Origin of the sequence: Methanofollis aquaemaris, assembly GCF_017357525.1 — an archaeon.
Classification (GTDB): Archaea; Halobacteriota; Methanomicrobia; order Methanomicrobiales; family Methanofollaceae; genus Methanofollis; species Methanofollis aquaemaris.
The window spans coordinates 760,468-782,964 of the sequence record NZ_CP036172.1 but is presented as its reverse complement, the minus strand read 5'-3'; the positions used below and the strand labels follow the sequence as shown (position 1 = coordinate 782,964).

The 22,497-nt window shown below is 60.5% G+C and carries 20 protein-coding genes and 1 tRNA gene; 6 read left to right on the top strand and 15 right to left on the bottom strand.

Annotated features, from left to right (window positions below; all coding sequences use genetic code 11):
• Positions 1-143: 143 nt before the first annotated feature.
• Positions 144-1,325, bottom strand: coding sequence for a bifunctional 5,6,7,8-tetrahydromethanopterin hydro-lyase/3-hexulose-6-phosphate synthase (locus RJ40_RS03700; protein WP_265582008.1), 1,182 nt, complete (start codon positions 1,323-1,325; stop codon positions 144-146).
• A 315-nt stretch (positions 1,326-1,640) separates the two neighbouring features.
• Positions 1,641-1,808, bottom strand: a tRNA-Trp gene (locus tag RJ40_RS03695).
• Between the two features lie 98 nt (positions 1,809-1,906).
• On the opposite strand from RJ40_RS03695, the gene RJ40_RS03690 reads away from it, so the two are divergent.
• Positions 1,907-3,607, top strand: coding sequence for an AMP-binding protein (locus tag RJ40_RS03690; RefSeq protein WP_265582007.1), 1,701 nt, complete (start codon positions 1,907-1,909; stop codon positions 3,605-3,607).
• A gap of 354 nt (positions 3,608-3,961) precedes the next feature.
• Here RJ40_RS03690 and RJ40_RS03685 read toward each other — a convergent pair whose 3' ends face one another.
• The gene (locus RJ40_RS03685) at positions 3,962-4,615 is read right to left on the bottom strand and encodes a metal-dependent hydrolase (RefSeq protein ID WP_265582006.1); all 654 of its coding nucleotides are present in this window, start codon (positions 4,613-4,615) and stop codon (positions 3,962-3,964) included.
• A 60-nt stretch (positions 4,616-4,675) separates the two neighbouring features.
• Positions 4,676-5,284 (bottom strand): response regulator receiver protein, encoded by a 609-nt coding sequence (locus RJ40_RS03680; protein ID WP_265582005.1) that lies wholly within the window; start codon positions 5,282-5,284, stop codon positions 4,676-4,678.
• Between the two features lie 409 nt (positions 5,285-5,693).
• Between RJ40_RS03680 and glyS the strand changes: the two genes are divergently transcribed.
• Together glyS and RJ40_RS03670 are read left to right on the top strand one after the other, a co-directional pair.
• On the top strand, positions 5,694-7,418 hold the full coding sequence (gene glyS / locus RJ40_RS03675) for a glycine--tRNA ligase (protein WP_265582004.1): 1,725 nt from the start codon (positions 5,694-5,696) through the stop codon (positions 7,416-7,418).
• Positions 7,415-9,664 (top strand): DEAD/DEAH box helicase, encoded by a 2,250-nt coding sequence (locus RJ40_RS03670; RefSeq protein WP_265582003.1) that lies wholly within the window; start codon positions 7,415-7,417, stop codon positions 9,662-9,664. The genes glyS and RJ40_RS03670 overlap by 4 nt, the downstream gene beginning before the upstream one ends.
• Here RJ40_RS03670 and RJ40_RS03665 read toward each other — a convergent pair.
• On the bottom strand, positions 9,655-9,981 hold the full coding sequence (locus RJ40_RS03665) for an Sjogren's syndrome/scleroderma autoantigen 1 family protein (protein WP_265582002.1): 327 nt from the start codon (positions 9,979-9,981) through the stop codon (positions 9,655-9,657). The two genes, RJ40_RS03670 and RJ40_RS03665, sit on opposite strands and share 10 nt — an antisense overlap.
• Positions 9,982-10,081: 100 nt before the next feature.
• Here RJ40_RS03665 and RJ40_RS03660 point away from each other — a divergent pair, with 100 nt between their 5' ends.
• Positions 10,082-10,345, top strand: a complete 264-nt coding sequence (locus tag RJ40_RS03660) for a UPF0147 family protein (RefSeq protein WP_265582001.1) — start codon at positions 10,082-10,084, stop codon at positions 10,343-10,345.
• 50 nt (positions 10,346-10,395) lie between these two features.
• Here the strand turns inward: RJ40_RS03660 and RJ40_RS03655 are convergent, their stop codons facing one another.
• The 10 genes from RJ40_RS03655 to RJ40_RS03615 all read right to left on the bottom strand — a co-directional run bounded on the left by RJ40_RS03655 (position 10,396) and on the right by RJ40_RS03615 (position 20,483).
• Positions 10,396-10,812 (bottom strand): secondary thiamine-phosphate synthase enzyme YjbQ, encoded by a 417-nt coding sequence (locus RJ40_RS03655; RefSeq protein WP_265582000.1) that lies wholly within the window; start codon positions 10,810-10,812, stop codon positions 10,396-10,398.
• A 405-nt stretch (positions 10,813-11,217) separates the two neighbouring features.
• On the bottom strand, positions 11,218-13,650 hold the full coding sequence (gene gyrA / locus RJ40_RS03650) for a DNA gyrase subunit A (protein ID WP_265581999.1): 2,433 nt from the start codon (positions 13,648-13,650) through the stop codon (positions 11,218-11,220).
• Positions 13,640-15,637 carry a DNA topoisomerase subunit B gene (locus RJ40_RS03645; RefSeq protein WP_265581998.1) on the bottom strand — a complete coding sequence of 666 codons (1,998 nt, stop codon included), beginning with the start codon at positions 15,635-15,637 and terminating at the stop codon, positions 13,640-13,642. Before RJ40_RS03645 ends, gyrA begins: the two co-directional genes overlap by 11 nt.
• A 92-nt stretch (positions 15,638-15,729) precedes the next feature.
• Positions 15,730-15,861: a hypothetical protein gene (locus RJ40_RS12995; RefSeq protein ID WP_322743894.1), complete on the bottom strand. Its 132-nt coding sequence runs from the start codon at positions 15,859-15,861 to the stop codon at positions 15,730-15,732.
• Positions 15,858-16,037, bottom strand: coding sequence for a hypothetical protein (locus tag RJ40_RS12990; RefSeq protein WP_322743893.1), 180 nt, complete (start codon positions 16,035-16,037; stop codon positions 15,858-15,860). The genes RJ40_RS12995 and RJ40_RS12990 overlap by 4 nt, the downstream gene beginning before the upstream one ends.
• Positions 16,038-16,624: 587 nt before the next feature.
• Positions 16,625-17,437 (bottom strand): cobalt ECF transporter T component CbiQ, encoded by an 813-nt coding sequence (cbiQ, locus tag RJ40_RS03635; RefSeq protein ID WP_265581997.1) that lies wholly within the window; start codon positions 17,435-17,437, stop codon positions 16,625-16,627.
• Positions 17,434-18,267, bottom strand: a complete 834-nt coding sequence (locus tag RJ40_RS03630; protein WP_265581996.1) for an ATP-binding cassette domain-containing protein — start codon at positions 18,265-18,267, stop codon at positions 17,434-17,436. The genes cbiQ and RJ40_RS03630 overlap by 4 nt, the downstream gene beginning before the upstream one ends.
• 33 nt (positions 18,268-18,300) lie before the next feature.
• Positions 18,301-18,636, bottom strand: a complete 336-nt coding sequence (locus tag RJ40_RS03625; protein ID WP_322743892.1) for a PDGLE domain-containing protein — start codon at positions 18,634-18,636, stop codon at positions 18,301-18,303.
• Positions 18,636-19,274 (bottom strand): cobalt transporter CbiM, encoded by a 639-nt coding sequence (cbiM, locus tag RJ40_RS03620; protein WP_265581995.1) that lies wholly within the window; start codon positions 19,272-19,274, stop codon positions 18,636-18,638. Before cbiM ends, RJ40_RS03625 begins: the two co-directional genes overlap by 1 nt.
• 39 nt (positions 19,275-19,313) lie before the next feature.
• Positions 19,314-20,483, bottom strand: a complete 1,170-nt coding sequence (locus RJ40_RS03615; protein WP_265581994.1) for a geranylgeranyl reductase family protein — start codon at positions 20,481-20,483, stop codon at positions 19,314-19,316.
• An 81-nt stretch (positions 20,484-20,564) separates the two neighbouring features.
• On the opposite strand from RJ40_RS03615, the gene pth2 reads away from it, so the two are divergent.
• Together pth2 and truD are read left to right on the top strand one after the other, a co-directional pair.
• Positions 20,565-20,927 (top strand): peptidyl-tRNA hydrolase Pth2, encoded by a 363-nt coding sequence (pth2, locus tag RJ40_RS03610; protein WP_265581993.1) that lies wholly within the window; start codon positions 20,565-20,567, stop codon positions 20,925-20,927.
• Positions 20,924-22,195, top strand: coding sequence for a tRNA pseudouridine(13) synthase TruD (gene truD / locus RJ40_RS03605; RefSeq protein ID WP_265581992.1), 1,272 nt, complete (start codon positions 20,924-20,926; stop codon positions 22,193-22,195). The genes pth2 and truD overlap by 4 nt, the downstream gene beginning before the upstream one ends.
• Positions 22,196-22,497 lie beyond the last annotated feature (302 nt).

The window sequence follows — 22,497 nt, the reverse complement described above, 5'->3', positions numbered from 1 at the left end:
GGTCGACTGATGATGCGATCATCTCATCTGATCTGCCGCTCTGCCGTCTCCCCGACCCCCGCACGCGACCGGGCTTCGGTACGGAGATACAATGGTCGCCCTCCGACAGAGAGCATGCTGGATCAGGAGCAAAAAAAAGAGATTTAGAAATCGGTCATAATCCGGAACTGATCGATCTCCGGGTTGTCCATCCGCTCGAGGAACTCGTCGGCGGCATGACCGATATCCTTGCTCGCGGTGATCGCACGGCCGACGACCAGGATGTCGGCGCCAGAGTCGAGGGCCTTCTGCACGACGTGCTGCCTGACCCCGCCTGCGGTGGCGACGAGGAGTTTGCCGCCTGCGGCCTCCTTGATCGCCGGGATGTTGCCCCAGGAATATTCGTCGCCCTCGGCGTCGATGGCGCGGTGGAGTTCGACGATGTCCGGCTTGACCTTCAGTTCCCTGATCAGTGCGACCGGATCCTTGACATTGAGCATGTCGATGACCGAGTAGATGCCGGTCTTCTTCGTCTCTTCGATCGCCTTCTCGATGGTGGCGGTCGGGGCGAGACCGGAGATGACGACGGCGTCGGCACCGGCGTCAGAGGCCATCCGGGCCTCCAGGTTGCCGGTGTCGAGGGTCTTGAGGTCGGCGATGATGAAGGCGTCCGGCCGGATCTTCCTGATCTCGGAGAGGACATTCAGCCCGAACTGCTTGATCAGCGGGGTGCCGGCCTCGAAGAGGACATGGTCGTTCTTCGGGACCGCAGTGAGCACGGCCTCGACCTTTGCCATGTCCACGAGGTCCATGGCGACCTGGAGGTACGGCGGGTTCCAGAGACGCTGGACCTTGAAGCCCATGACAGCGTGGGTGGACCGGTCCTTCTCGTAGAGGAGGGTCTCGGTGTCAGGGAACTTCTGGATGGCACGAGTGATGGCAAGTTTGGTGGCGCCATAGTTGTACCGGTAAATCTTGCTGTAGTCCTCCGCGTCGGGTGCGATGAAGACGCTTGCGAGGATGACCGTCTCGTCAAGGTCAATCCCCTCAAAGACTCCTTCCTCAACCGAGTCGGCGACGGCCTTTGCGACGGCGGCCTGGGCCGGGCCGAAGATCTCATTCACCTGCTCGCCCTTCTTCAGGGTCACCTTCGGGATGATGAGGGTGGCCGGTTTGGTGAGAAGGTTCGGACGTACCACTGCAAGGAGCGGAGTGTGGCCTGCAGAGAGCTGCGACATACCGTTTGCAAAGGCCATCCCTACCGGTCCGTTCTTATCCCCCATGACAAGGTCGATGTGCGCGAGTTCCGCGCCAGTTCCAACGAGAGCTTCACCTATCAGATACATAGAAATCCCTTCAATTAATGCTGCATATAGATGGCACGCGCTTATACATAAAGTGACGGGGGGCAGGAAAATTGGAGAACTGTCCGGGAGTGAGAGAGTTCTGAAACCCCGGGATCCAGAAGACGATGAAAGGAAGCCTCTGTCACGATCGTCCCGGACCGCACGTCGACCACTCGCAGCCTCCAGATGGATGTGCTGTCGTTAATACTATGGATACTGGCTCATATCGTAGAAAGAGGGATCCTTCTCCTTGCATGAGTTGATGGTATAATCGCAGCAGAAAGAGATGAAATCACCGGAATGAGTCAGAAAACGTGGGGTCGGTGAGATTTGAACTCACGATCGACGGGTCTCTCCGACATGCGCGGGGAGCGAGACATGCATCAGCGCTCCAACGGGTCATCATCAGATCAGTAGACCCATTGTTCATCACACGCAAAGACCGCTGGAGCCCGTCGCCATTCCGGACTAGGCCACGACCCCGAATGTATTATTCATATGCGCCTTCTTCTGACTTAATAATTGTGTTCGGCGAACACTAATGATATAAGATCTTCTCGCACCAGTATGTACGAAAACCTATGGTCACGGGCAGCTATGCATGCGGACATTCAGAGTTGTCGCTGATGGGCGAGACCATCGGCGCCATGCTCAACCGTATAGCCGCACAATACCCGGAGAACGAGGCCCTGGTATCTGTGCACCAGAACATCCGCTGGACGTACCGGGAGTTCCTTCTCCAGGTAGACTCTCTTGCACGTGGCCTTATGGCGCTCGGCGTCGAGCGCGGCGACCGGGTTGCTATCTGGGCGATGAACTACGCCGAGTGGACCCTCACCCAGTTTGCGACTGCGAAGATCGGGGCCATCCTGGTCAACATCAACCCGGCGTACCGGGTCTTTGAACTGGAGTACGCCCTCAAGCAGGCCGAAGTCTCGACCCTTATCGTGCAGGGACGGTTCAAGACCTCCGACTATGTCGGCATGGTCTACGAGGCCTGCCCCGAGGCGATCGAGGCGCGGCCCGGCAGGGTCTCGACAGAGAAGTTCCCGTTCCTGAAAAACATCGTCTTCATGGGCGACATCCCGTACAACGGCATGTTCACCTGGGACGAGATGATCAAGCGGGGAGAGGCGATCAGTCCCGACGAACTGGAAGAGCGCGAGGAGATGCTCAACTTCGACGACGCCATCAACATCCAGTATACGAGCGGGACGACCGGGTTTCCCAAGGGCGTGGTGCTCACCCATCACGGCGTGATGAACAACGGGTTCATCATCGGCGAGGGGATGGGTTTCACCGAGAAGGACCGTCTCTGCATCCCGGTACCCTTCTACCACTGCTTCGGGATGGTGCTCTCGAACATGGCCTGCGTCACCCATGGCTCGACGATGGTTATCCCTTCGCCGGTCTTCAACGCGGAGGCGGTGTTGCAGGCGGTTCAGAACGAACGGTGCACCGCCCTCCACGGCGTGCCCACGATGTTCATCGCCGAACTTTCGCACCATGAGTTCTCGAAATACGACTATTCCACCCTGCGCACCGGGATCATGGCCGGTTCGCCCTGTCCGATCGAGGTGATGAAACAGGTCAACACGCTCATGAACATGAGAGACATCGTCATCGTCTACGGGCAGACCGAACTCTCGCCGGGTGTCACGATGACCACCGTCGACGATCCCCTGGAGAAACGGGTGACGACGGTAGGCCGGCCCTTCCCGCACACCGAGATCAAGATCATCGACCCGGCGACAAAACGGATCGTGCCGCGCGGCGAGATCGGTGAGATCTGCGCGAGGGGGTATATGGCGATGAAGTGCTACTACAACAACCCCTCGGCCAGTCACGCCACCCTGGACCACAATGGCTGGCTCCATACCAGCGACCTCGGGGTGATGGACGGGGAGGACTATGTGAGGATGTCGGGCAGGCTCAAGGAGATGGTGATCAGGGGCGGCGAGAACATCTATCCCAGAGAGATCGAGGAGTTCCTCCACCACCACCCCAAGATCGCCGACGCCTATGTGATCGGGGTGCCTGACGTGAGGTACGGCGAGGAACTGATGGCCTGGGTGAAGCCGCGGGAGGGACAGAGCATCACACCCGGGGAGATCGTCGACTTCTGCACCGGCCAGATCGCCCGCTTCAAGATTCCGAAATACTTCAAGTTCGTCGAAGACTTTCCGATGTCGGTCACCGGCAAGATCCAGAAGTTCAGGATGCGCGATATTGCCGTCGAAGAACTCGGGCTCGGAGAGGCCTCGAAGGTCGAGACGGCCTGAACGATCCGGCACCTTTTTTTCCAGACAACCGGGCTGACGTTCGACTGGTGGCGAGTCAAGAACAAAAGGTCGCCAGGAGAATGCACTTGAACGAGATCTCTCTCCTCGCGTGAAGAGAACAGAGGGAACGACACCACCCTCTTCATGTTCTCCCCTCCGCCTTCCCGGCCCAATCGCAATCCCGGACCCCCATAGTGAAGATGGCCGGGGGCGGCGATGGAACCGTATCCTTCAGGTGCCCTGTTGCAAGGAGAAGAATCAAGTATCCCTCCGCACTCAGGAGAACTGCAACGAGAAATTTTCATCCCGTATGCTTGAGCCAGGGGTTCATGCCTGATTCAACAGAGCCCTATTTTACATCTCAAGACTCTCGCCAGGCGCAAGAAGCACCACGTTCATGTCGGTCGTCCGTTCGATCGCCGTCTTGAAGCCTGAAAGATCCTGGGCAATCGGCGGCCAGGTGTTGTAGTGCATCGGGATGACAATCTTCGCCCCCACGAACTCGGCCGCCATCATCGCCTCCCTGGGCCCCATCGTGTACCGCCCGCCGACCGGGAGGAGGGCGACGTCGGGGCGGTAGAGTTCCCGGATCAACTTCATGTCTGAGAAGAGGCCGGTGTCGCCTGCGTGGTAGACGGTGACGCCGTCCATCCTGATGACGAACCCCGCTGCAACACCGCCATAATACCCGTTGCCCGCCTCCTCAAGCCATGAAGAGTGGAGCGCCGGCGTCATCGTGAACGAGACGCCGTCCACCTCGACTGTCCCCCCGATATTGATCTCTTCGGTCGGGATGCCCTGTGCAGCGAGGTACTTTGCGATCTCGTTCACCGCTACCGTCAGTTTTCCGACACTCGCCGCCGCCCCGAGATGATCGCCGTGGCCATGGGTGACGGCCACGATATCCGGGTCGGTCGGGATCTCGCCTGAAGGAACGAACGGATCGATCAGAATGGTCCTGCTCCCTTCAAGCAGAAAACATGCATGTCCAAGCCACTGGATCTTCATACACGCAGATCTGTGTCCTGGAGTAAAAAAGGTGGTACTGAAGGGCCGCCTGGCAGGTCGTTACGTTACGTCGACCATCTCGGCTTCAGTCGCGTCGATCGCCTCGGAAAGCCCGTCGTTAGCGACACCACTGGTCATCTGCTCTGAAAGGTCGCGGTCCTCAATCACGTCTTTGATCCTTTCCAGGTAGGGATCGAGAGTTGCGTCCTCGTCCATGGCGATCACATGCCGGTACTCGCGCAGGGACGAGGAACTGATCCCCAGAATCTGGGAAATGTCGTTCATCGTCTTCCCTGAATCGACCAGATCGGTGAGGAGCGTACGCTCGAAGGGCATGTCAAAGTCAGACTCACGGAAGAGTTTGATCCTGACCCGTGCCCTGGCAACAGTCTTCGCCAGTTTTTCGTTTCCAAGCTCGCGGGCGATCTCGGTGTCATTCTTGTCTTCGTTGAAGGCAATGACGAGCGTCGCCAGCTGGCGGGGGGAGAGCTTGGTCTGGAAGAAACCCCGGTCAAGGATCTCGCGCATGATGAGAGCGATCTCACGCCCCACCGCATCACGGTCCCTGAGACTCCCATGGATCTTTTTCATCGGCTCGACGATCTCCGTCTTGCTGGTGAGGTCCTGGAAGAGTGCAAGGAGTTCCTTTTTTCTCTTTTCTGCTGGCATGGCAATACCACACTAGGTCTGAAATAGAATACGTCTGATCATATTTAAAAATTTTTAATTAATCCCCGGCAGGACCAGAGGGATTCAATCGGAGATATTGGAATATTTTAGATGTATGGGGTAAAAAGGGCACTGCTTAAAAAAAGATACTCTTATTATATTGCCATATATTTTCAGATTTTTCCACTGGTGTGCGCAGGATCATTCCGACATCCGATGAGGTGAGATCCGGACTTTTCCCCTGTAAATGTCTTGTGAGCGCGTCGGGTTGGGCGTGGTCCTCTGCGCGGTTCTGCGACAACGATCCCATGCATGCCGCCCCTCTCCCTCTGCACGCCGCCCCATCTGTGGCAGGGAAAGTGGGACTATATAATCCCATGGCCAAAATAATACACCAGGACTGATCGCAGTGAGTGACATCTACGATAAAGTCATAGAACTCGCAAAGCGGCGCGGCTTTGTCTGGCCCTCGGCAGAGCTCTATGGCGCTGTTGCAGGCTTCATCGATTATGGCCCCCTCGGTGCCATGATGAAGCGGCGGATCGAAAATATCTGGAGACGTTATTACGTCATCAGAGAGGGTTACTATGAAATTGAGTGCCCGACCGTCGGGACCGAGTCAATATATCTCGCCTCTGGACATGTGAAGGGATTTGCCGACAAGATGTGCCAGTGCCCCCACTGCAACGAATATTTCAGGGCAGACCACCTTGCCGAGGCGTGCGGGATCGAAAACGGCGCGGTCCTCTCAAGAGAAGAACTGGCGGCCGCCATCACCGACGCCGCGTGTCCCTCCTGCGGCGAGACCTTCGGACAGACCGAGGTCTTCGACTTCAACCTGATGTTCCAGACAACCATCGGCCCTGGTTCGCAGCGGAAGGGCTACCTCAGACCTGAGACCGCTCAGGGGATCTTCACCGACTTCTCCAGGCTCTCGCGCTTCTACCGGCAGAAACTCCCCTTCGGCGCCGTCCAGATCGGCAAGTCGTACCGGAACGAGATCTCCCCGCGCCAGGGTATGATTCGCCTGCGCGAGTTCACCCAGGCCGAGGCCGAGATCTTCGTCAACCCCCAGGAGAAGACTCATCCGGCCTTCTCGCGCTACGCCGACTACCCCGTCGACCTCTGGGGGATCGAGCAGCAGCAGAACAATACCGAGGCGATCACAAAGACGATGCGCCAGGCGGTGGATGAGGGGATCATTGCCAACGAGTATATCGCCTACTATCTCGCCCTCACCCACGAACTCATGGTCGCCATCGGGGTCGACCCGAAGCGGACACGCTTCAGGCAGCACCTCCCTGACGAGCGGGCGCATTATGCCATCGACTGCTGGGACGCCGAGGTGTACTCCGGGCGTTTCGGCTGGGTCGAGATCGTCGGGATCGCCGACCGCACCGACTACGACCTCAGGGCCCATGCGGCCGAGAGCGGTGACTCCATGACCGTCTTTGTGCCTTTCGCTGAGGCGCGCAGGGAGACGAGAAAGCGGATCGTCTCCAACATGGGTGTGCTCGGCCCCAAGTATCGCGGCAAGGCCGCGAAGATCGCCGCCGCCCTGGCCGAGGCGATGCCCGGTCCTGACGGTGCCGAGGTGGTCGTCGACGGCGAGACGATCTTTGTGCCCGGCGACCTCTACACGGTCAGCGAGGAGGAGGTCGAGGTGCGGGGCGCCGAGGTGATGCCCCATGTCATCGAACCCTCGTACGGGATTGACCGGATGATCTACTCGGTCCTCGAACATGCCTATGACGAGGAAGAGATCGACGGCGAGGTGCGCAAGGTGCTCCGCCTCGCCCCCTGCATCGCCCCGGTCCAGGTGGCGGTCTTCCCGCTGGTGAACAAGGACGGCCTCGACGTCATTGCACGAGAGATCACCGCCGACCTCCAGGACGCCGGTGTTCTCGCCGACTACGACGACAACGGCGCGATCGGCCGCCGATACCGCCGCCAGGACGAGGTCGGGACGCCCTTTGCGGTGACCGTCGATACCGAGACAAAGGACGCGGGCACGGTCACCCTCCGTGACCGCGACTCCATGGAACAGGTGCGGGTCAGGACCGAGGATCTGGTTCCAACCCTGCTCTCTCTGATCAGGGGCCGCACCATCTTCGCCGACTTGAAGAAAGAATGAAGTACATCAGCCACCCCCTCATCAGGCCCGAGTGTCTGGAAGAGCGGCGATACCAACTCGCCATCGCCCTCCAGGCCCTCGACGCCAGCACGATGGTGGTCCTGCCCACGGGACTTGGCAAGACCGCCGTCGCCCTGATCACCGCGGCTTCCAGGCTGTATCAGGAAGGGGGCAGGCTCCTGGTGCTCGCCCCGACCAAACCGCTCGTCGAGCAGCACCTCCGTTTCTTCTCCGAACGGCTCAACCTCCCTGAGGGAGCCTGTGCTCTCTTTACCGGGGATACCGCACCCGATGAACGGAAGGCGATCTGGGAATGTGCGCAGGCGGTCTTTGCCACCCCGCAGGTGGTGAAAAACGATCTCATCGCCGGACGCTACGACCTGGGGGAGGTCACCCTCCTGGTGGTGGACGAGTGTCACCGGGCGGTCGGAAACTACGCGTATGTCTTTCTGACGCGCCGGTACCTGACGACAGCCGGGAAACCTCTTCTCCTTGCGATGACCGCCTCGCCGGGCGGGGACCACGGGAAGGTGGAGGAAGTGATGGCAAACCTCGGCGTCGTGCAGGTGGAGGCGCGGACCGAGCATGATGACGATGTCCGCCCGTACATCCACGAGCGCGACGTGGACTATCTCTCGGTCGACCTTCCCGACGAACTCGCGGAGGCCGTCGGCGACCTCAACCGTCTCCTGGACTCGCGCCTCAACGCCCTGGGGGAGGCGGGGTTCAGGGTGCCTGCACGCGAGAAACTCTCGATGAAGGCGCTCAATGCTCTCAACGCCCAGGTCCAGGCGAGGATCGCGCAGCACGACCCCGCGGGGTTTATGGCGGCTTCGGTGTACGCCGAGATCATGAAGGTGAGACACGCCGTCTCCCTCGCCGAGTCGCAGGGGAGTACGGCCCTGCGGACCTACCTGGAGAAACTCTTCTCCGAGGGGCGGTCGGGTTCGGGGACGAAGGCGAGCAAGCGGCTTGCTGGAGACCCGGTCTTCCGGCGGCTCTGCGCTCGCGCCGCCGGGTGGGAGACCGAACTCCACCCCAAGGTCGGGCTGACCATCGATCTCGTCCTCGAAGAGGTGCGCGAGCATCCCGAAAGCCGGACCATCATCTTTGCCAGTTTCAGGGACACGGTCGGCCATCTGGTCGAGGCCCTGAAAGCGGCCGGGGTCCATGCCGAGCGCTTTGTCGGGCAGGCGACCAGAGACGCGGAGAAGGGGCTCACCCAGAAGCAGCAGATCGAGGTGTTGAGACGTTTCCGGGAGGGCGAGTTCCCGGCGATCGTCGCCACCTCGGTCGGGGAGGAGGGCCTGGACGTCCCGTCCACCGACCTGGTCGTCTTCTATGAGGCTGTCCCTTCAGAGATCCGGAGCATCCAGAGAAAGGGACGGACCGGCCGGAATGAGGCGGGCCGGATTGTCGTGCTCACCACAAAGGGCACCTCGGACGAGGTCTACAAGTACGTGAGTCTCAACCGCGAGCGCCAGATGCTCAAGGGGATCAAAAAACTCGGGAACAACGGCGGTCAGGTCTCGCCCAGGTTGTCGGTTGCCGGGCAGACGAGCATCGGCGCCTTTGCCGCCGCCCCCGCCCCCGCTGCGGAACAGGAGGGACCGGCGATCACCGTCGACGACCGCGAGACCTCGTCGAGGGTCGCCGAGGTGCTCTCCGACCTGGGGCTCCGGGTGACGCTCACCCGCCTTGAGGTCGGGGACTATGCCGTCGGCGACCGTGTCCTGGTGGAGCGTAAGACCGTCCGGGACTTTGCCGACACTCTTGTCGAGCGTGACCTCCTGGGGCAGGTGCGGGCCCTGGCATCGGCGGCCACCCGCCCGGTCCTGATCGTCGAGGGGGAGGGTGATCTCTATGCGGCAAGAGACATCCACCCCAACGCCATCAGAGGGGCGCTCGCCGCGATCACCATCGACCTCGGCATCTCGGTCCTCTTCACCAGAGACGCCGACGAGACTGCGGAGATGCTCGCTGTCATCGCCAGAAGAGAGGGGAGCGAGCGGACCGAACGGTCGGTCCAGCCGAAAAAATCGTACCGGACCGCAAAAGAAGAGCAGGAATATGTGGTCGCGTCTTTCCCTGAGGTCGGGCTGAAACACGCGCGCGCCCTCCTCGAACACTTCGGTTCGGTGCAGGCGGTCATCGACGCCGGGGTCGACGACCTGAGCCAGGTGAAAGGGATCGGGAAGAAGAGGGCCGAAGGGATCAGGGATGTATCCAGTCGGCCTTATGAGTGACGGAGGATCTTGAGGGCTTCAGCGCCGGCAAGCACCGCCTGCATCAGGGTGAGGCACCGGCGCTCGTCGTTCTCTCCTTCGACCCGCGTGCAGAGGGCGGTGACCGCCGCTTCGATCCCGGCCTCGGCGGTGCCTGCCCTGGCGGGTGGTGCGGCAGGTGCGGCGGGCATCGGTGCGGGCGGCTCGCGCTCCTGCCGTACCGTCCTCTCTGCGCAGACGACGCAGAGTGTCTCGCCTTTGTACTCGAACATCGGAGATCCGCAGGCCTTGCACTCTTTAGCGAGCATTTTGCCTCCTTTCAGGAGGTATTCCGCCATGATATCCTCTGGTTTTCTCTCTGTCATCTCTGCCACCGGTGGTCTGATAAATCAATGTATATAAGAACCTGGGGTATATAGTAATAAAGGGTGATTGTCAATGGCCACTCCAGAGGAAACAATAAATGTGTGTATTCAGATGCTTCAGCATATTTCTGAAGACAACACTATCCCTCGTAACATCCGCAGGGTTGCTGATGAAACCAAGTCTCTTCTCATGAACGATCAAAAGAGCATTGGTCTGCGTGCGGCTGAGGCCATCTCGACCATCGATGAGGTTTCGAATGATCCGAACATGCCGGTTCACGCCCGCACCCGGATCTGGGAACTGGTCTCACAGCTTGAAACGGTTCCGCTTGACTGAACAGGATTTCACGGAAAATATTTTTCCGTGCTTAATCTGAGATCCATTTTTTAAGGCAGCACCGTACAGACAACCGTTCTTTCACGGCGCTGCCTGATATCAAGTTCAAGGAGGACGACCTGTTGCCAGGTGCCGAGCACCGGCGACCCGTTCTCCACCGGCAGGGTGAGCGAAGGACCGACGAACGAGGCACGCACATGTGATCGTCCGTTCCCGTCGCCCCACCGCTGGTCGTGAGCATAGATGATATCTGAAGGAGCGACCCGCTCGAGGGCGCCCCTCAGGTCGTCGAGCACCCCATCCTCGTACTCGATCGTCGAGATCGCCGCCGTCGAACCGACGACAAAGAGGGTGCAGACCCCGCTCTCCGTCCCGCTTGCCTCCACACATCGGTGCACCGCCGGAGTGAGGTCGACGATGTCGCCTTCGCCCCTGGTGGTCACCGTGATCCGTTCCTGATGCACCATGTGTGAGCATCGGTCGCCTGATAGAAAAGCATACCTCTGCCGGAGGGGGTCCGGGGGATCTCCCCCGGCGAGAGAGATCAGGGTGAAATTTCTTGTTCTTCTGTGGGGCGGCCTGTCTGATCGGCGTGGAGTGATCGTTCAGGGGGTGTTCCCGTCCCCTGTCTATCTTTGTGGTGTGGAGAGGTCGGGGGTCTCCCCCAGACGGGAGACGGTACAGTGTACAGACTCACGGATCTGTACTGCACCCCATCCCCCGCGATGGGGATTGGTGGAGTATGGCAGAGCAGAGTATCCGGGGAGTGTTTTCGCATCTCTTCGACCGGTCGAACCTCCGCCGGTGACGATAAGCAACAAAAAAAAGGAGGGAGCCGACCCTGTATGGCCTGGCTCCCGAAGATCGACCTCTCAGTTCTCTTCCTCGATCTGGACGATGGCGAATCCGACAAGCTGATCGCCCTCGCCCATCTTCATCACCCGCACCCCGCGGGTGTCCCGTTTCTGGATCGAGATCTCGGAGACCCTGGTCCGCATCGCGATCCCCGAGGTGCTCATCAGGATGATCTCGTCATCTGCCGAGACCGCCCTGGCTGCCACGACCTTGTCTCCATAGATGGGTCTGATATTTCTGGCACCCATCGTGCCGCGGTGGTGGCCCATGAACTCATCGAACACGATCAGTTTGCCGGCCCCTTTCCCGGTGACGGTGAGAAGATAATCCTTCTCCACCAGAGCAAGAGAGACAAGACAGTCTTCTGGCCGCAGTCTGATCCCGATTACGCCCTGACTGTTGCGGTGGAGGGATCTGATCTCGTCCTCATTGAACCTGAGACTCTGACCCTTCCGGGTCGTCAGGAACACATCCTGCTTCCCGTCGGTGATCTTCACGTCCACCAGTTCGTCGCCCTCTTTCAGTTTGATCGCGAGGATCCCACTCGGCCGTGGTCTGGAGAACTCTTCGAGTGGGATCTTTACGGCCATACCTCCTTTTGTTGCAAAGAAGAGGAACCGCCCCGGTTCAAAGTCCCGCGTCGGGATGATGGTGGTGACCCGCTCCTCCCCGCTCAGGTTGAGAAGGTTGACGATCGCCTTCCCTTTCCCGGTGCGGACCGCCTCAGGGATGTCCCAGACCCGCATCCAGTAGAGCCGGCCCAGGTTGGTGAAGCAGAGGAGATAGTCGTGGGTGGCGGCCACGAAGACATCGGTGACCACGTCGTCTTCTTTGGTGGTCATCCCGATGACACCCCGTCCGCCCCGGCGCTGCTGACGATACGTCTCCAGCGGAAGACGTTTGATGTAGTTGGTGGCGGTGAGGGAGACCAGGGCCGGTTTGTCCTCGATGAGATCGGCCTTGGAGATCTCGCCTTCGGCCACCGAGATCTGCGTCCGGCGCTCGTCGCCGAACTCTTCCCTGATCGCGGCAACTTCTTTCTTGATCTCTTCAAGGATATGGGTCCGGTCGGAGAGGATCTCCTGTAACCGTCTGATCTCCTTGCCGAGGGCCTCGCGCTCATCGAGCACCTTCTGCTGCTCAAGGGCCGCGAGGCGGCGGAGTTGCATCTGGAGGATGGCGTTCGCCTGGATCTCGTCGAGACCGAACCTGGTGATCAGGGCCTCGCGGGCATCCTCGGCACTCTTCGATGCCCTGATGGCCGCGACCACATCGTCGATGCTCTGGAGGGCAAGGGCCAGTCCGTTGAGGACATGAACCCGTTCCTGGGCCTTGCGCAGGTCGAACTCAGTCCGCCGGCGGACCACTTCGACGCGGTGGTCAAGGAAGTGGCCGAGCAGTGCCGGGAGACCGAGCACCATCGGCCGCCCATTGACGATGGCCAGGTTGTTGATCCCGAAGGTGCTCTCCAGGGGTGTGTGCTTGTAGAGTTGGTTCAGGACCACCTGGGGCATGGCGTCGCGCCTGAGGTCGATGACGACCCTGATCCCGTCCTTGTCGGACTCGTCGCGGATATCGGTGATCCCCTCGATCCGCTTGTCCTTGACCAGGTTTGCGATCTGCTCGACGAGGTTCGCCTTGTTCACCTGGAAGGGAATTTCGGTGATGATGATCCTGGGATGTTTCCCCTCTTCCTCGATCTCCGCGACTCCCCTGACGACGCACTTGCCCCGTCCGGTCAGATAGGCCGACCGGACCCCGGCCGTGCCCATGATCACCCCGCCGCCCGGGAAGTCGGGGGCCGGGATCTTGTGCATCAGTTCATCGACCGTGACGCCGGGGTCGTCAATATAGGTATAGAGGGCGTCGCAGACCTCTCTGAGGTTGTGCGGCGGCATATTTGTCGCCATCCCGACGGCGATTCCCGATGAACCGTTGAGAAGGAGATTTGGCATCTTTCCTGGGAGGACGGTCGGTTCTTTGGTCGACTCGTCGAAGTTGGGGGTGAAGTCCACGGTCTCCTTATCGATGTCGTCGAGCATCCCCTCGGCGAGAGGAGTGAGCCGAGCCTCTGTGTACCGCATCGCCGCAGCCGAGTCGCCGTCGATGGACCCGAAGTTGCCCTGTCCCTCGACCGGCATGTACCGATATGAGAAGGGCTGCGCCATCTTCACCATGGTGTCATAGATCGCGGCGTCGCCGTGCGGGTGGTACTTGCCCATCACATGACCGACGATGCTCGCGCTCTTCTTGGTGGGTTTGTCGTGGGTGTTGCCCATCTCCCACATCCCGTACAGGATGCGGCGGTGGACCGGCTTGAGGCCGTCTCTGATGTCAGGTATGGCCCGGCCGATGATGACGCTCATCGCGTAGTCGATGTACGAGGACTTCATCTCGTTCTCGACGGTGACCGGGATCACCCGCCGCCCCTCGGCCGTCTCAGATGTCAAGGTTCTTTACCTCCTGTGCATGTCTCCAGATAAATTCGCGCCGCGGCTCGACGTCGTCGCCCATCAGTCTCTCAAAGATCTCGTTCGCATAACTGGCATCCTCGATCAACACCTGCTTGAGCACCCGGTGCTCGGGGGCCATCGTGGTCTCCCAGAGCTGGTTGGCGTTCATCTCACCAAGACCCTTGTACCGCTGGACGCTCACGCCCTTCTCACCCATCTCGGCGAGGGTCTCTTTCATGTCCTCCTCGCTGTAGGTGTAGCGCTCTTTTTTGCCCTTGCTCACCCTGAACAGCGGCGGCTGAGCGATGTAGACGTAGCCCCGTTCGATCAGTTCGGGCATGTACCTGAAGAAGAAGGTGAGGAGCAGGGTTCTGATGTGCGCTCCGTCCACATCTGCATCGGTCATCAGGACGATATGATGGTAGCGTGCCCTGTCGGCGTCGAAGTGTTCCCCAACGCCGGTGCCGATCGCGGAGATGAGTGCCTGGATCTCGGCGTTCTTCAGGATCTTGTGGGGGGAGGCCTTCTCGACGTTGAGGATCTTGCCCCGAAGTGGGAGGATGGCCTGGAACCGGCGGTCACGTCCCTGTTTGGCCGAGCCACCTGCAGAGTCGCCCTCCACGATGTAGACCTCGCTCTTTGCGGGGTCGCGTTCCGAGCAGTCGGCGAGTTTGCCGGGGAGGCCGGTGCTCTCCAGGGTGCTCTTGCGCCGTGCCAGTTCGCGGGCGCTCTGGGCGGCCTCGCGTGCCCGCGCGGCAAGGAGCACCTTGTTGACGATCGCCTGGAGCACCTTCGGGTTCTCCTCGAAGTATTCGGTGAGTGAGGCGTAGGCGAGGGAGTCGACGATACCCCGCACGTTGGAGTTGCCGAGGCGCATCTTGGTCTGTCCCTCGAACTGGGGGTTTGCGATCTTGAGGGAGATGACGGCACAAAGCCCTTCCCTGACATCCTCGCCCCGCACCGACCCGCCGTTCTTGATGAGGTTGTTCTTCTTTGCCGAGGTGTTGATCGCGCGGGTGATCGCGCTCCTGAAGCCCTCGAGGTGCGTGCCTCCTTCTCTGGTGTTCACCGAGTTGACGAAGGTGAAGATCTGCTCTTTGTAGGTGGCGGTATACTGGAGGGCGACCTCCACCTCGAGTTTGTTCTTTTCGTCTTTCCGATCGAAGGCGACGATTTCTTCATGGACTTTCTCGGTGCTTGCGGTGAGGTGTCGGATGAACTCGCTGATCCCGCCTTCATAGCAGTGGCGTTCTTCTTCGCCGGTTCTTTCATCATGGATCGAGATGGTGATCCCTGAGTTGAGGAAGGCGAGTTCGCGCATCCGGTGGGCGAGGACTTCGAAGTCGAAGGTGACGGTCTCGAAGATCGCCGGGTCGGGCAGGAAACTGATCTTCGTCCCGGTGAGTCGGCCGCCGAACTCATCCAGGAAGCGATCCCTGTCGTCCCCGATCTCTTCCCATTCGCCTTCTGTGCCGTAGACCTGGACATACCTGGTCTTCAACTCATCGAGGCTCTCCTCCCGTCTGGTGAGGCGCCGGGTCACGATGCCCCGGGAAAACTCCATCTGATGAACCTTTCCGTCTCGATAGACGGTTGCCGTCAACCTGGTCGAGAGGGCATTGACCACCGAAACACCGACACCGTGAAGACCCCCAGAGACCTGGTAGGTGCTCTTGTCGAACTTGCCGCCTGCGTGGAGGACGGTGAGCACCACTTCAAGGGCACTCTTACCGCCTTCCATCCTGTCGACCGGGATACCCCGGCCATTGTCCACGACGGAACACGAACCATCGACGCCGAGGACGACCCTCACATGGTCACAGTACCCGGCGAGCGCCTCGTCGATGGCATTGTCCGCCACCTCGTAGACAAGGTGGTGCAACCCCCTCGTGTCGGTGCTCCCGATGTACATGGCGGGGCGCTCGCGCACCGGCTCGAGCCCCTTCAGTACGGTGATATGAGAGGCATCATACGATTCTTTCATCGATGACCTCCGATATAATAAAGGAAGCAAAAGATCGTGGATTCACAATCTCATATATAGGTTGTATATCCTCATTAAGGTACTCTTGTTCGTTAATCATAGACCCCGATCTGCGGGTCTTCGACCCCCAGAACACGGTCGATCTCGACAAGCAACCGGTCCAGTGTTCTCCTCACCGCCTCGGCATCATCGGTGTCCGCGGTCCCTGGCTGGTGCCAGATCACCTGCTTGCGGAGCTGGGTGACGAGGTCTTCGACCCTGGTGCCTCTGAACTGGTCGGGGAGGACCGTTCGGTGAGATGGTCGGCCGCCCCCAGGAAGGCCTGCTCGGGTTTGAGGGCAAAATGTTTGCTGAGTGCGACGATCGGGATCACAAATCCCCTACCGAATCTGCTTTCCATGAGAAGGGGATCACCGCCGTCCGAGAAAAAAGGTATGGTTCCCCTGGCTCTCTTGAAACTCTCTCCATGATGTCGTGTCTCTCTGATCGTTCGCCTTCCTTTTCGCGCCTCGCCGGGGTGCGACGATTGAGAGGGATCAAGGATCCTCCCACACTCCGAAGCGCTGCTCAGAACAATTTTCATATGGAGGTCATCCCAAAACTCTCCAGACCTCCCCCTCCCAGAAGAGAGCAATGGATGTGGTGGGGGGATCCTCTCCTCTTCGTTGCGCAACCATGCATTCATGCCTTCCCACACTACCGCACCGGGGGCTCTGCCCCAGGACCCTCGGGATGAAGATTGGGGCGGGAAGGCAAAGTGATAATCGTGAAGACGGGATGCGATCCCCTGTCAATCTTCATCAGCGGGGGTCCGGGGGGCTGCCAGCCCCCCGATGGAGGATAGGGTTCAGAACATCTGTAAGGAAAGACTCCAGTTCAAGGCGATGTTCAAGCCTCAGGGAGTTTTGGGATATGCTTATGGTATGCTTGAGGCGTGCTCCCGCCTCATGCCGGATTCAACAGAGCCCTGAAAAAAAGAATTGTCTCTCAGAGGAACCAGCCAAGGAGTGCGATGGCCGGGACGACGACAAGACTCGCAGCGAGGAAGGCCCACTCACCAATTTTGAGCGGCTTTTTTGTGATGAAGAGGTGTGAGTCCCGTCCGTACCCCCGGCAGAGCATGCTTGTATAGGTCCGCTCCCCCTGCTCGAAAGAGCGGAGAAAGACTGTCCCGATGGTGTAGGCGAGCATCTTCATGCGGTAGCGATAGGGGAGGGAACGGTCGAAGGCATTGAAGCACCTGGTCTGGAGGGCCGCGCCGATCTGGAGGTACATCCTGGCGAAGAGGAAGAGATAGCGAATCATCATTCCGATGATGAGGGTGAACTCGGCCGGGAGACCGAGCCTTCCCGCTCCTTCGAGCATCCCCTGCATTGTCGTCGTCGATGAGAGGAGGATGATGAAAGAGATGCAGGCCAGGAACTTCACCCCCAGGATGGATGCGAATTCCACCGACTCGGCATAGATCTGAATCCCCAGGGGCAGGGTGACGAGAGGATGGAACTCGACATAGTGCGGGTTGGTGAAGAAGATCTGGAAGAAGATGAGGAAGAACCCGAAGGGCAGGATAAGAAGGAGACGTTTAAGGTATATTGTTGGAGAAAGACGTGCGAATGCCCAGAGAATCGTAAAGAACCCCAGGAAGAGGGCGGACGGGAGGTAGGCCGCCGTGGTATACGGCAGACCCACGGCGGCGATGATCACGGCAAAACTGATGATGAGTTTCACCCGTGCGTCGCACCGGTGGACCGGGCTGGTGCCCTGGGCTACCTCCTCGATATCAAAGAGTTTCTCGATCATGGCCGGCCCCGGTATGCCCCTTTGAAGGCCTCCCTGATCTCCTCATAGGTGTAGCCCTCATCGATCGGCACCCCGGCATCGCGCAGGTCGCTCATCAACCGCTGGAGGACCGGAACGTCGAGGTGGGTCTGTTCGAGCAGGTCTGGTTGCGAGAAGATCGCGGGCACCGGTCCATGGTCCACCACCCTGCCGTGGTCCATCACATAGACCGAGTCGGCAAGTTCAGGGACGAGGTCGAGGTGGTGGGTGGAGAAGATCACCGTCATCCCGAATTGTTCGGGAAGGGTGTTCACAAATCTGATCAGGTCGGTGACGCCCTGCGGATCGAGTCCGGCAGTCGGTTCGTCAAGGACGAGCACCTGAGGTTCCATCGCGAGGATCCCGGCGATGGCCACCTTCTTCTTCTCCCCCCCTGAGAGGTGGTGGGGCGGACGGTCGCGCAGGTCTTCGAGGGCCATGAGCTTGATGGCACTCTCCACCCGATGGGCGATCGTCTCCTCATCAAGACCGAGGTTGGCCGGCCCGAAGGCGATGTCCTGTTCGACGGTCGGTGAGAAGACCTGGTCGTCGGGGTTCTGGAAGACAAGCCCGACAGCCTTGCGCACCTCGCGCAGGTTTCGTTTCGTGACGGCCTCTCCGTGAACGAGCACCTCGCCCGAAGATGGCATCAGGATCCCGTTCAGGTGTTTGAAAAGTGTGCTCTTCCCGGCACCGTTCGCCCCGATCACCGCAACTCTCTCTTTCCGGCCCGCGGTGAAGTTCACACCGTCGAGGGCGGGGGGACGGTTCGGGTAGGCAAAGGTGAGATCCCGGGTCTCGATGATATGCATCAGTACAGAGTTTCTCCAAAAAAGGATAAATGTTCAGTGTTTTGAGGCGGTGACCGCCTTGCCAACACCGAAGACGATTAAGAGCGCGAGGATGATGCCGACTACGACGGCGATCACTTCACCCATCTTTCCGCCTTCCTCTCCCATCGAGTAGTCTGGCATCGGGGCTTCGTACTCGAAACCGCCCTCGTGGCCGACAGCTTCGGCGTCGGCGTCCTCAGGGGTGGGGCCAAAGAGATCCTTCTCGCCCTGTACGACGATGGCTGTACTCTCCAGGCCGTCAGGGTCGCCTGCAGCGAAGAAGACGGCCGTGACCCCGATGAGGATGGCCACGACAAGTCCGATCGCCACGAACTGATTGGTCTCCATCAGGCCGTCGCCCCCGTAGAGGTGTCCATCAGTTCAGGACGCGCCGATGCGATGAGGTAAACGGCTCCGGCCGTGATCACTGCCTCGATGACCCCGATGGCGGCATGGTAAGTGCCCATGGCGATCATGCCCTCGACAAGCGGGAATGTGCCGGCGATGAACATCTCGACCGAGGCCGCGAGGGCCGGGATGAGACAGGCAAGCCACGCAGCGATCGCTGCGGAGAGGTAGGGGTTCTTTGCGGCCTTGAGGACGCCCTGGTAGGTGTAGAAGCCGACGAACCCACCGATGACGCCCATGTTAATGATGTTCGCGCCCATCGTGGTGATCCCGCCGTCGCCGAAGACGACGGCCTGGACCAGGAGGACGAGGGTGAGGACGAAAACCGCCGCATAGGGCGAGCCGAGGACAATAGCCGCGAGGGCGCCACCGACCAGGTGGCCGGTCGTGCCCATGCCGACCGGGAGGTTGAAGGCCTGAATGGCAAAGATCCCGGCAGCCAGGACGGCGATGAGGGGGACTTTCTCGTCGTCCAGTTCATTTCGTGCCCAGCGCAGTGCAAGCGCGATGAATACAAGGGCAATCACCCAGTAGATCGCACTCTGCCAGAGTGGGATGAACACATCAGGTATATGCATGTCTATCGGTTAAGGGTGTCACCTAATTGGATATAAGTGTTACTTGTTCACTTGTACTATATTTTCTTTCAAAAGTACGCGTACTGCAGGTCCGGCGACGGTTACAAGCCCGAGCAGGACTTTTGGTTTTATCATAAGTCTACGGACAAGATCGCCGGGTCGGTCCATGTCACCGTGCTCCACGATAAGGTCGGTGACGCCGGGGTCGGAGAGGGTTCTGATGAGGACGTCCATCTTCTCGGTAGAGAGTTCCTGTCTCAGCCTGAAGAGGCGCATCCCGAGGGAGAGTTCCTGGCCGAAATCGGCCTGCCACCGCCGCTCGTATGCGGCGAGGGTGCGGTCCGAGAAATCGTCGGCCTCGCAGCAGGAGGCCGCAACCCCGGCGGCGTGCCGCGCGGCGCGCACCCCCGTATAGACCCCGCCTCCTGAGGTGGGCTTTGCCATCCCGGCGGCGTCCCCGACAAAGAGGGTCCGCTGCCCGTAGGTCCGCGGCATCGTGCCGAGCGGGATGGTCCCGGTAACCAGGTGGGTACAGCCTGTGGGATACCGGCTTGCAAAGCGTGTGAAGGCCTCGCGCACCCCTCCGGTCCCGCAGAGCCCGACTCGCGCCCGCCCCTCACCGGTCGGGATCACCCAGGCGAAAAACTGTGGGGCGGCGTTCGGGTGGACTTCCACATACCTGGTGTCGAGATCAAGGGGGATATCGGCCTGGACCCCGGAGAGGTAGACCGGTGCGCGGGCAAGGCCGAGCATCCGCGCCATGCTGCTGCGCGGCCCGTCGGCGGCGATGACCATCTTCACCCCGACGTCCCGGCGACCTGAGGCGCCGCGGGTGACCAGTCGCCCCTCCTCGCGCCCGACGACCGAGGTCTTCGGCCAGAACACGGCCCCCGCAGATGCGGCATCCATGGCCATCTCCTCATCCAGAATGGCACGGTCGACGACATAGGCCTTGGTCTCCTGTGCGTCGAAAAAGACCTCAGCACCGAGGTCGGAGACGACCCGCGCTCCTTGAACTGTGTTGAGGACCGAGCGGTCGGAGACCTCGCACCCGGAAAATGCCCGGCACGAGAGAAGGCCCGCACACTGAACCGGGAACCCGGGTGCGGCGTGTTCCTCAATGCAGAGGACCGAGAGCCCGGCCTCCGCGCACGCCCGTGCCGCCGCCGAGCCTGAAGGCCCGGCCCCGACCACCGCTACGTCATACATGTGGAGGTTATCTCTCCCTTTCCCCTACATGAATGTCCCGATGCCCATGGCTTATTGCCCCTCCGCGCCAACAGGGTGTGGATGTCCAAAGAGCCCGTGTTCAAGTGGAAGCAGTGTCTGGTCATCAGGACTGATGTCAAGATGAGCTGTGGCAAGAAGTGTGCCCAGGTCGCCCATGCAGCCGTCATGGCCTATGAGCATGCCGGGAAAGAGACGAAGAAGGCATGGCTCTCCGAGGGACAGAAGAAGGTCGTGCTCAAGGTATCGGGGGAGCGCGCCCTCTATGAACTGAAGGCCGCCGCCGAACTCGCCGGGATCTCGACCTCACTCATCCAGGATGCCGGGATGACCGAGATCCCACCGGGGACGATCACTGCCCTGGGCCTCGGCCCGGCGAAGAGCGAGATCCTCGACCAGATCACCGGAAACCTCACGCTCCTATGATGCGGACACCCTACCCCCTGGAGGTCGACCTGGGAATGGCATGGTACGTCACCGACACTCCGGGTGTTGGCGGGGTGCTGCGCGCTGTTCCCGAGGACTTCCAGGTCGAGGAAGTTCCGCTCGCTGAACCTGCGGATGAGGGCTCGTACCTCATCTGCCGGCTCACCAAACGGAACTGGGAACACCAGCATGCGATGAAGTCCATCGCCTCGGCAATGGGGATCTCCCACCGACGGATCGCCTGGGCCGGGACCAAGGACAAGAACGCGGTCACCACCCAGTATATCTCCATATATGACGTGGACGAGGAGGCGGTCGCGAGAGTGCACCTCAAGGAGATCGAACTCCAACCGGTCGGCCGGAGCCAGCACCAACTTGCCCTGGGCGGGCTTGCCGGCAACCGCTTCTCGATCATGGTGAGGGGTTGCACCGGCCCGGCACTCCAGGCCACTGTAGAGGCCTGCACCGCCGCCGCCGCCACCGGTCTCCCCAACTACTTTGGGCTCCAGCGTTTTGGGGTGGTCAGGCCGGTCACCCACCTGGTGGGCCGCGAGATCCTGCGCGGCGACTACCAGGCCGCCGTCGATACCTATGTCGGCCTCGCCTTCCCTGATGAGTCGCCCGACGTGCAGGAGACGAGACGGACATTTCTTGAGACCGGGGATCCCGGCCCGGCGATCGCCGCCCTTCCTCACCACCTCGGCTTTGAGCGGGCCGTGCTCTCCGGGCTTGCCGGAGCACCAGGTGACTATGCCGCGGCCCTCAAGAACCTGCCGCCAAAGCTCCTCTCGATGTTCGTCTCGGCCTACCAGTCCTGGCTCTTCAACAGGGTGCTCTCGATGCGCCTTGCCGATGGGACCAATCTTGACGATCCTCTCCCTGGCGAACGGCTTCTCTTTGCGAACGGGCGTGAGGACACGGTGACCGAGAAGAATAAACGGATCGTCTCGGTCCATATGAAGAGGGGACGGTGTGCGGTCGCGTTCTTCATGCCGGGTTCAGAACCAAGAGAGACCATCGGGAAAGACGACGAGCGGATGACCGCCCTCCTTGAGGAGGACGGGGTCACCGCGGAAGACTTCGGGCGGGCGTCCGATTTTGTCGGGCTGCGCTACCGGGGAACACTCAGGCCCATCGCTGTCAGGACTGAGATAAAGGCAGAGGTCGCCGGGCAGGACGTCAGCCTCGCCTTCGCCCTCCCACCCGGGCACTATGCCACCACGGTATGCCGGGAGTTCATGAAGGCCGACCCGCACGCGATGATCTAGTGGCGGTTCATCACTCAAATGGTCCGACCTTGGGGCCTCGGATCACGCTCTTCATGGCGGGGCAGCGAGCGGGATCACCGCTTCGTTGCCGACCCGTCCCTATCCTCGCGATGGGGGGTTCCGGGGGGTCTCCCCCCGGCGCGAGAGAGTGACATAAATTTCTTCGTTTTTCTGTGGGGCGGCCCTTCGGTTCGACGTGCCTTCCCCCACGCTCGCGCCGGGGGCGCTGCCCCCGGACCCCTGAGATTGCGATTGGGCCGGGAAGGCAGAGAGGAGATCATGAAGAGGATGGTGTTGTTCTC

What these genes read in the sequence shown, in the direction of transcription:
- RJ40_RS03645 (WP_265581998.1), bottom strand. Translation starts at nt 15,637, where the DNA reads ATGAAAGAATCGTATGATGCCTCTCATATCACCGTACTGAAGGGGCTC.
- RJ40_RS03700 (WP_265582008.1), bottom strand. Translation starts at nt 1,325, where the DNA reads ATGTATCTGATAGGTGAAGCTCTCGTTGGAACTGGCGCGGAACTCGCG.
- pth2 (WP_265581993.1), top strand. Translation starts at nt 20,565, where the DNA reads ATGTCCAAAGAGCCCGTGTTCAAGTGGAAGCAGTGTCTGGTCATCAGG.
- RJ40_RS12990 (WP_322743893.1), bottom strand. Translation starts at nt 16,037, where the DNA reads ATGGAAAGCAGATTCGGTAGGGGATTTGTGATCCCGATCGTCGCACTC.
- RJ40_RS03685 (WP_265582006.1), bottom strand. Translation starts at nt 4,615, where the DNA reads ATGAAGATCCAGTGGCTTGGACATGCATGTTTTCTGCTTGAAGGGAGC.
- RJ40_RS03670 (WP_265582003.1), top strand. Translation starts at nt 7,415, where the DNA reads ATGAAGTACATCAGCCACCCCCTCATCAGGCCCGAGTGTCTGGAAGAG.
- RJ40_RS03680 (WP_265582005.1), bottom strand. Translation starts at nt 5,284, where the DNA reads ATGCCAGCAGAAAAGAGAAAAAAGGAACTCCTTGCACTCTTCCAGGAC.
- truD (WP_265581992.1), top strand. Translation starts at nt 20,924, where the DNA reads ATGATGCGGACACCCTACCCCCTGGAGGTCGACCTGGGAATGGCATGG.
- RJ40_RS03665 (WP_265582002.1), bottom strand. Translation starts at nt 9,981, where the DNA reads ATGGCGGAATACCTCCTGAAAGGAGGCAAAATGCTCGCTAAAGAGTGC.
- cbiM (WP_265581995.1), bottom strand. Translation starts at nt 19,274, where the DNA reads ATGCATATACCTGATGTGTTCATCCCACTCTGGCAGAGTGCGATCTAC.
- RJ40_RS03630 (WP_265581996.1), bottom strand. Translation starts at nt 18,267, where the DNA reads ATGCATATCATCGAGACCCGGGATCTCACCTTTGCCTACCCGAACCGT.
- RJ40_RS03655 (WP_265582000.1), bottom strand. Translation starts at nt 10,812, where the DNA reads ATGGTGCATCAGGAACGGATCACGGTGACCACCAGGGGCGAAGGCGAC.
- RJ40_RS03660 (WP_265582001.1), top strand. Translation starts at nt 10,082, where the DNA reads ATGGCCACTCCAGAGGAAACAATAAATGTGTGTATTCAGATGCTTCAG.
- RJ40_RS03615 (WP_265581994.1), bottom strand. Translation starts at nt 20,483, where the DNA reads ATGTATGACGTAGCGGTGGTCGGGGCCGGGCCTTCAGGCTCGGCGGCG.
- RJ40_RS03690 (WP_265582007.1), top strand. Translation starts at nt 1,907, where the DNA reads ATGGTCACGGGCAGCTATGCATGCGGACATTCAGAGTTGTCGCTGATG.
- cbiQ (WP_265581997.1), bottom strand. Translation starts at nt 17,437, where the DNA reads ATGATCGAGAAACTCTTTGATATCGAGGAGGTAGCCCAGGGCACCAGC.
- RJ40_RS03625 (WP_322743892.1), bottom strand. Translation starts at nt 18,636, where the DNA reads ATGGAGACCAATCAGTTCGTGGCGATCGGACTTGTCGTGGCCATCCTC.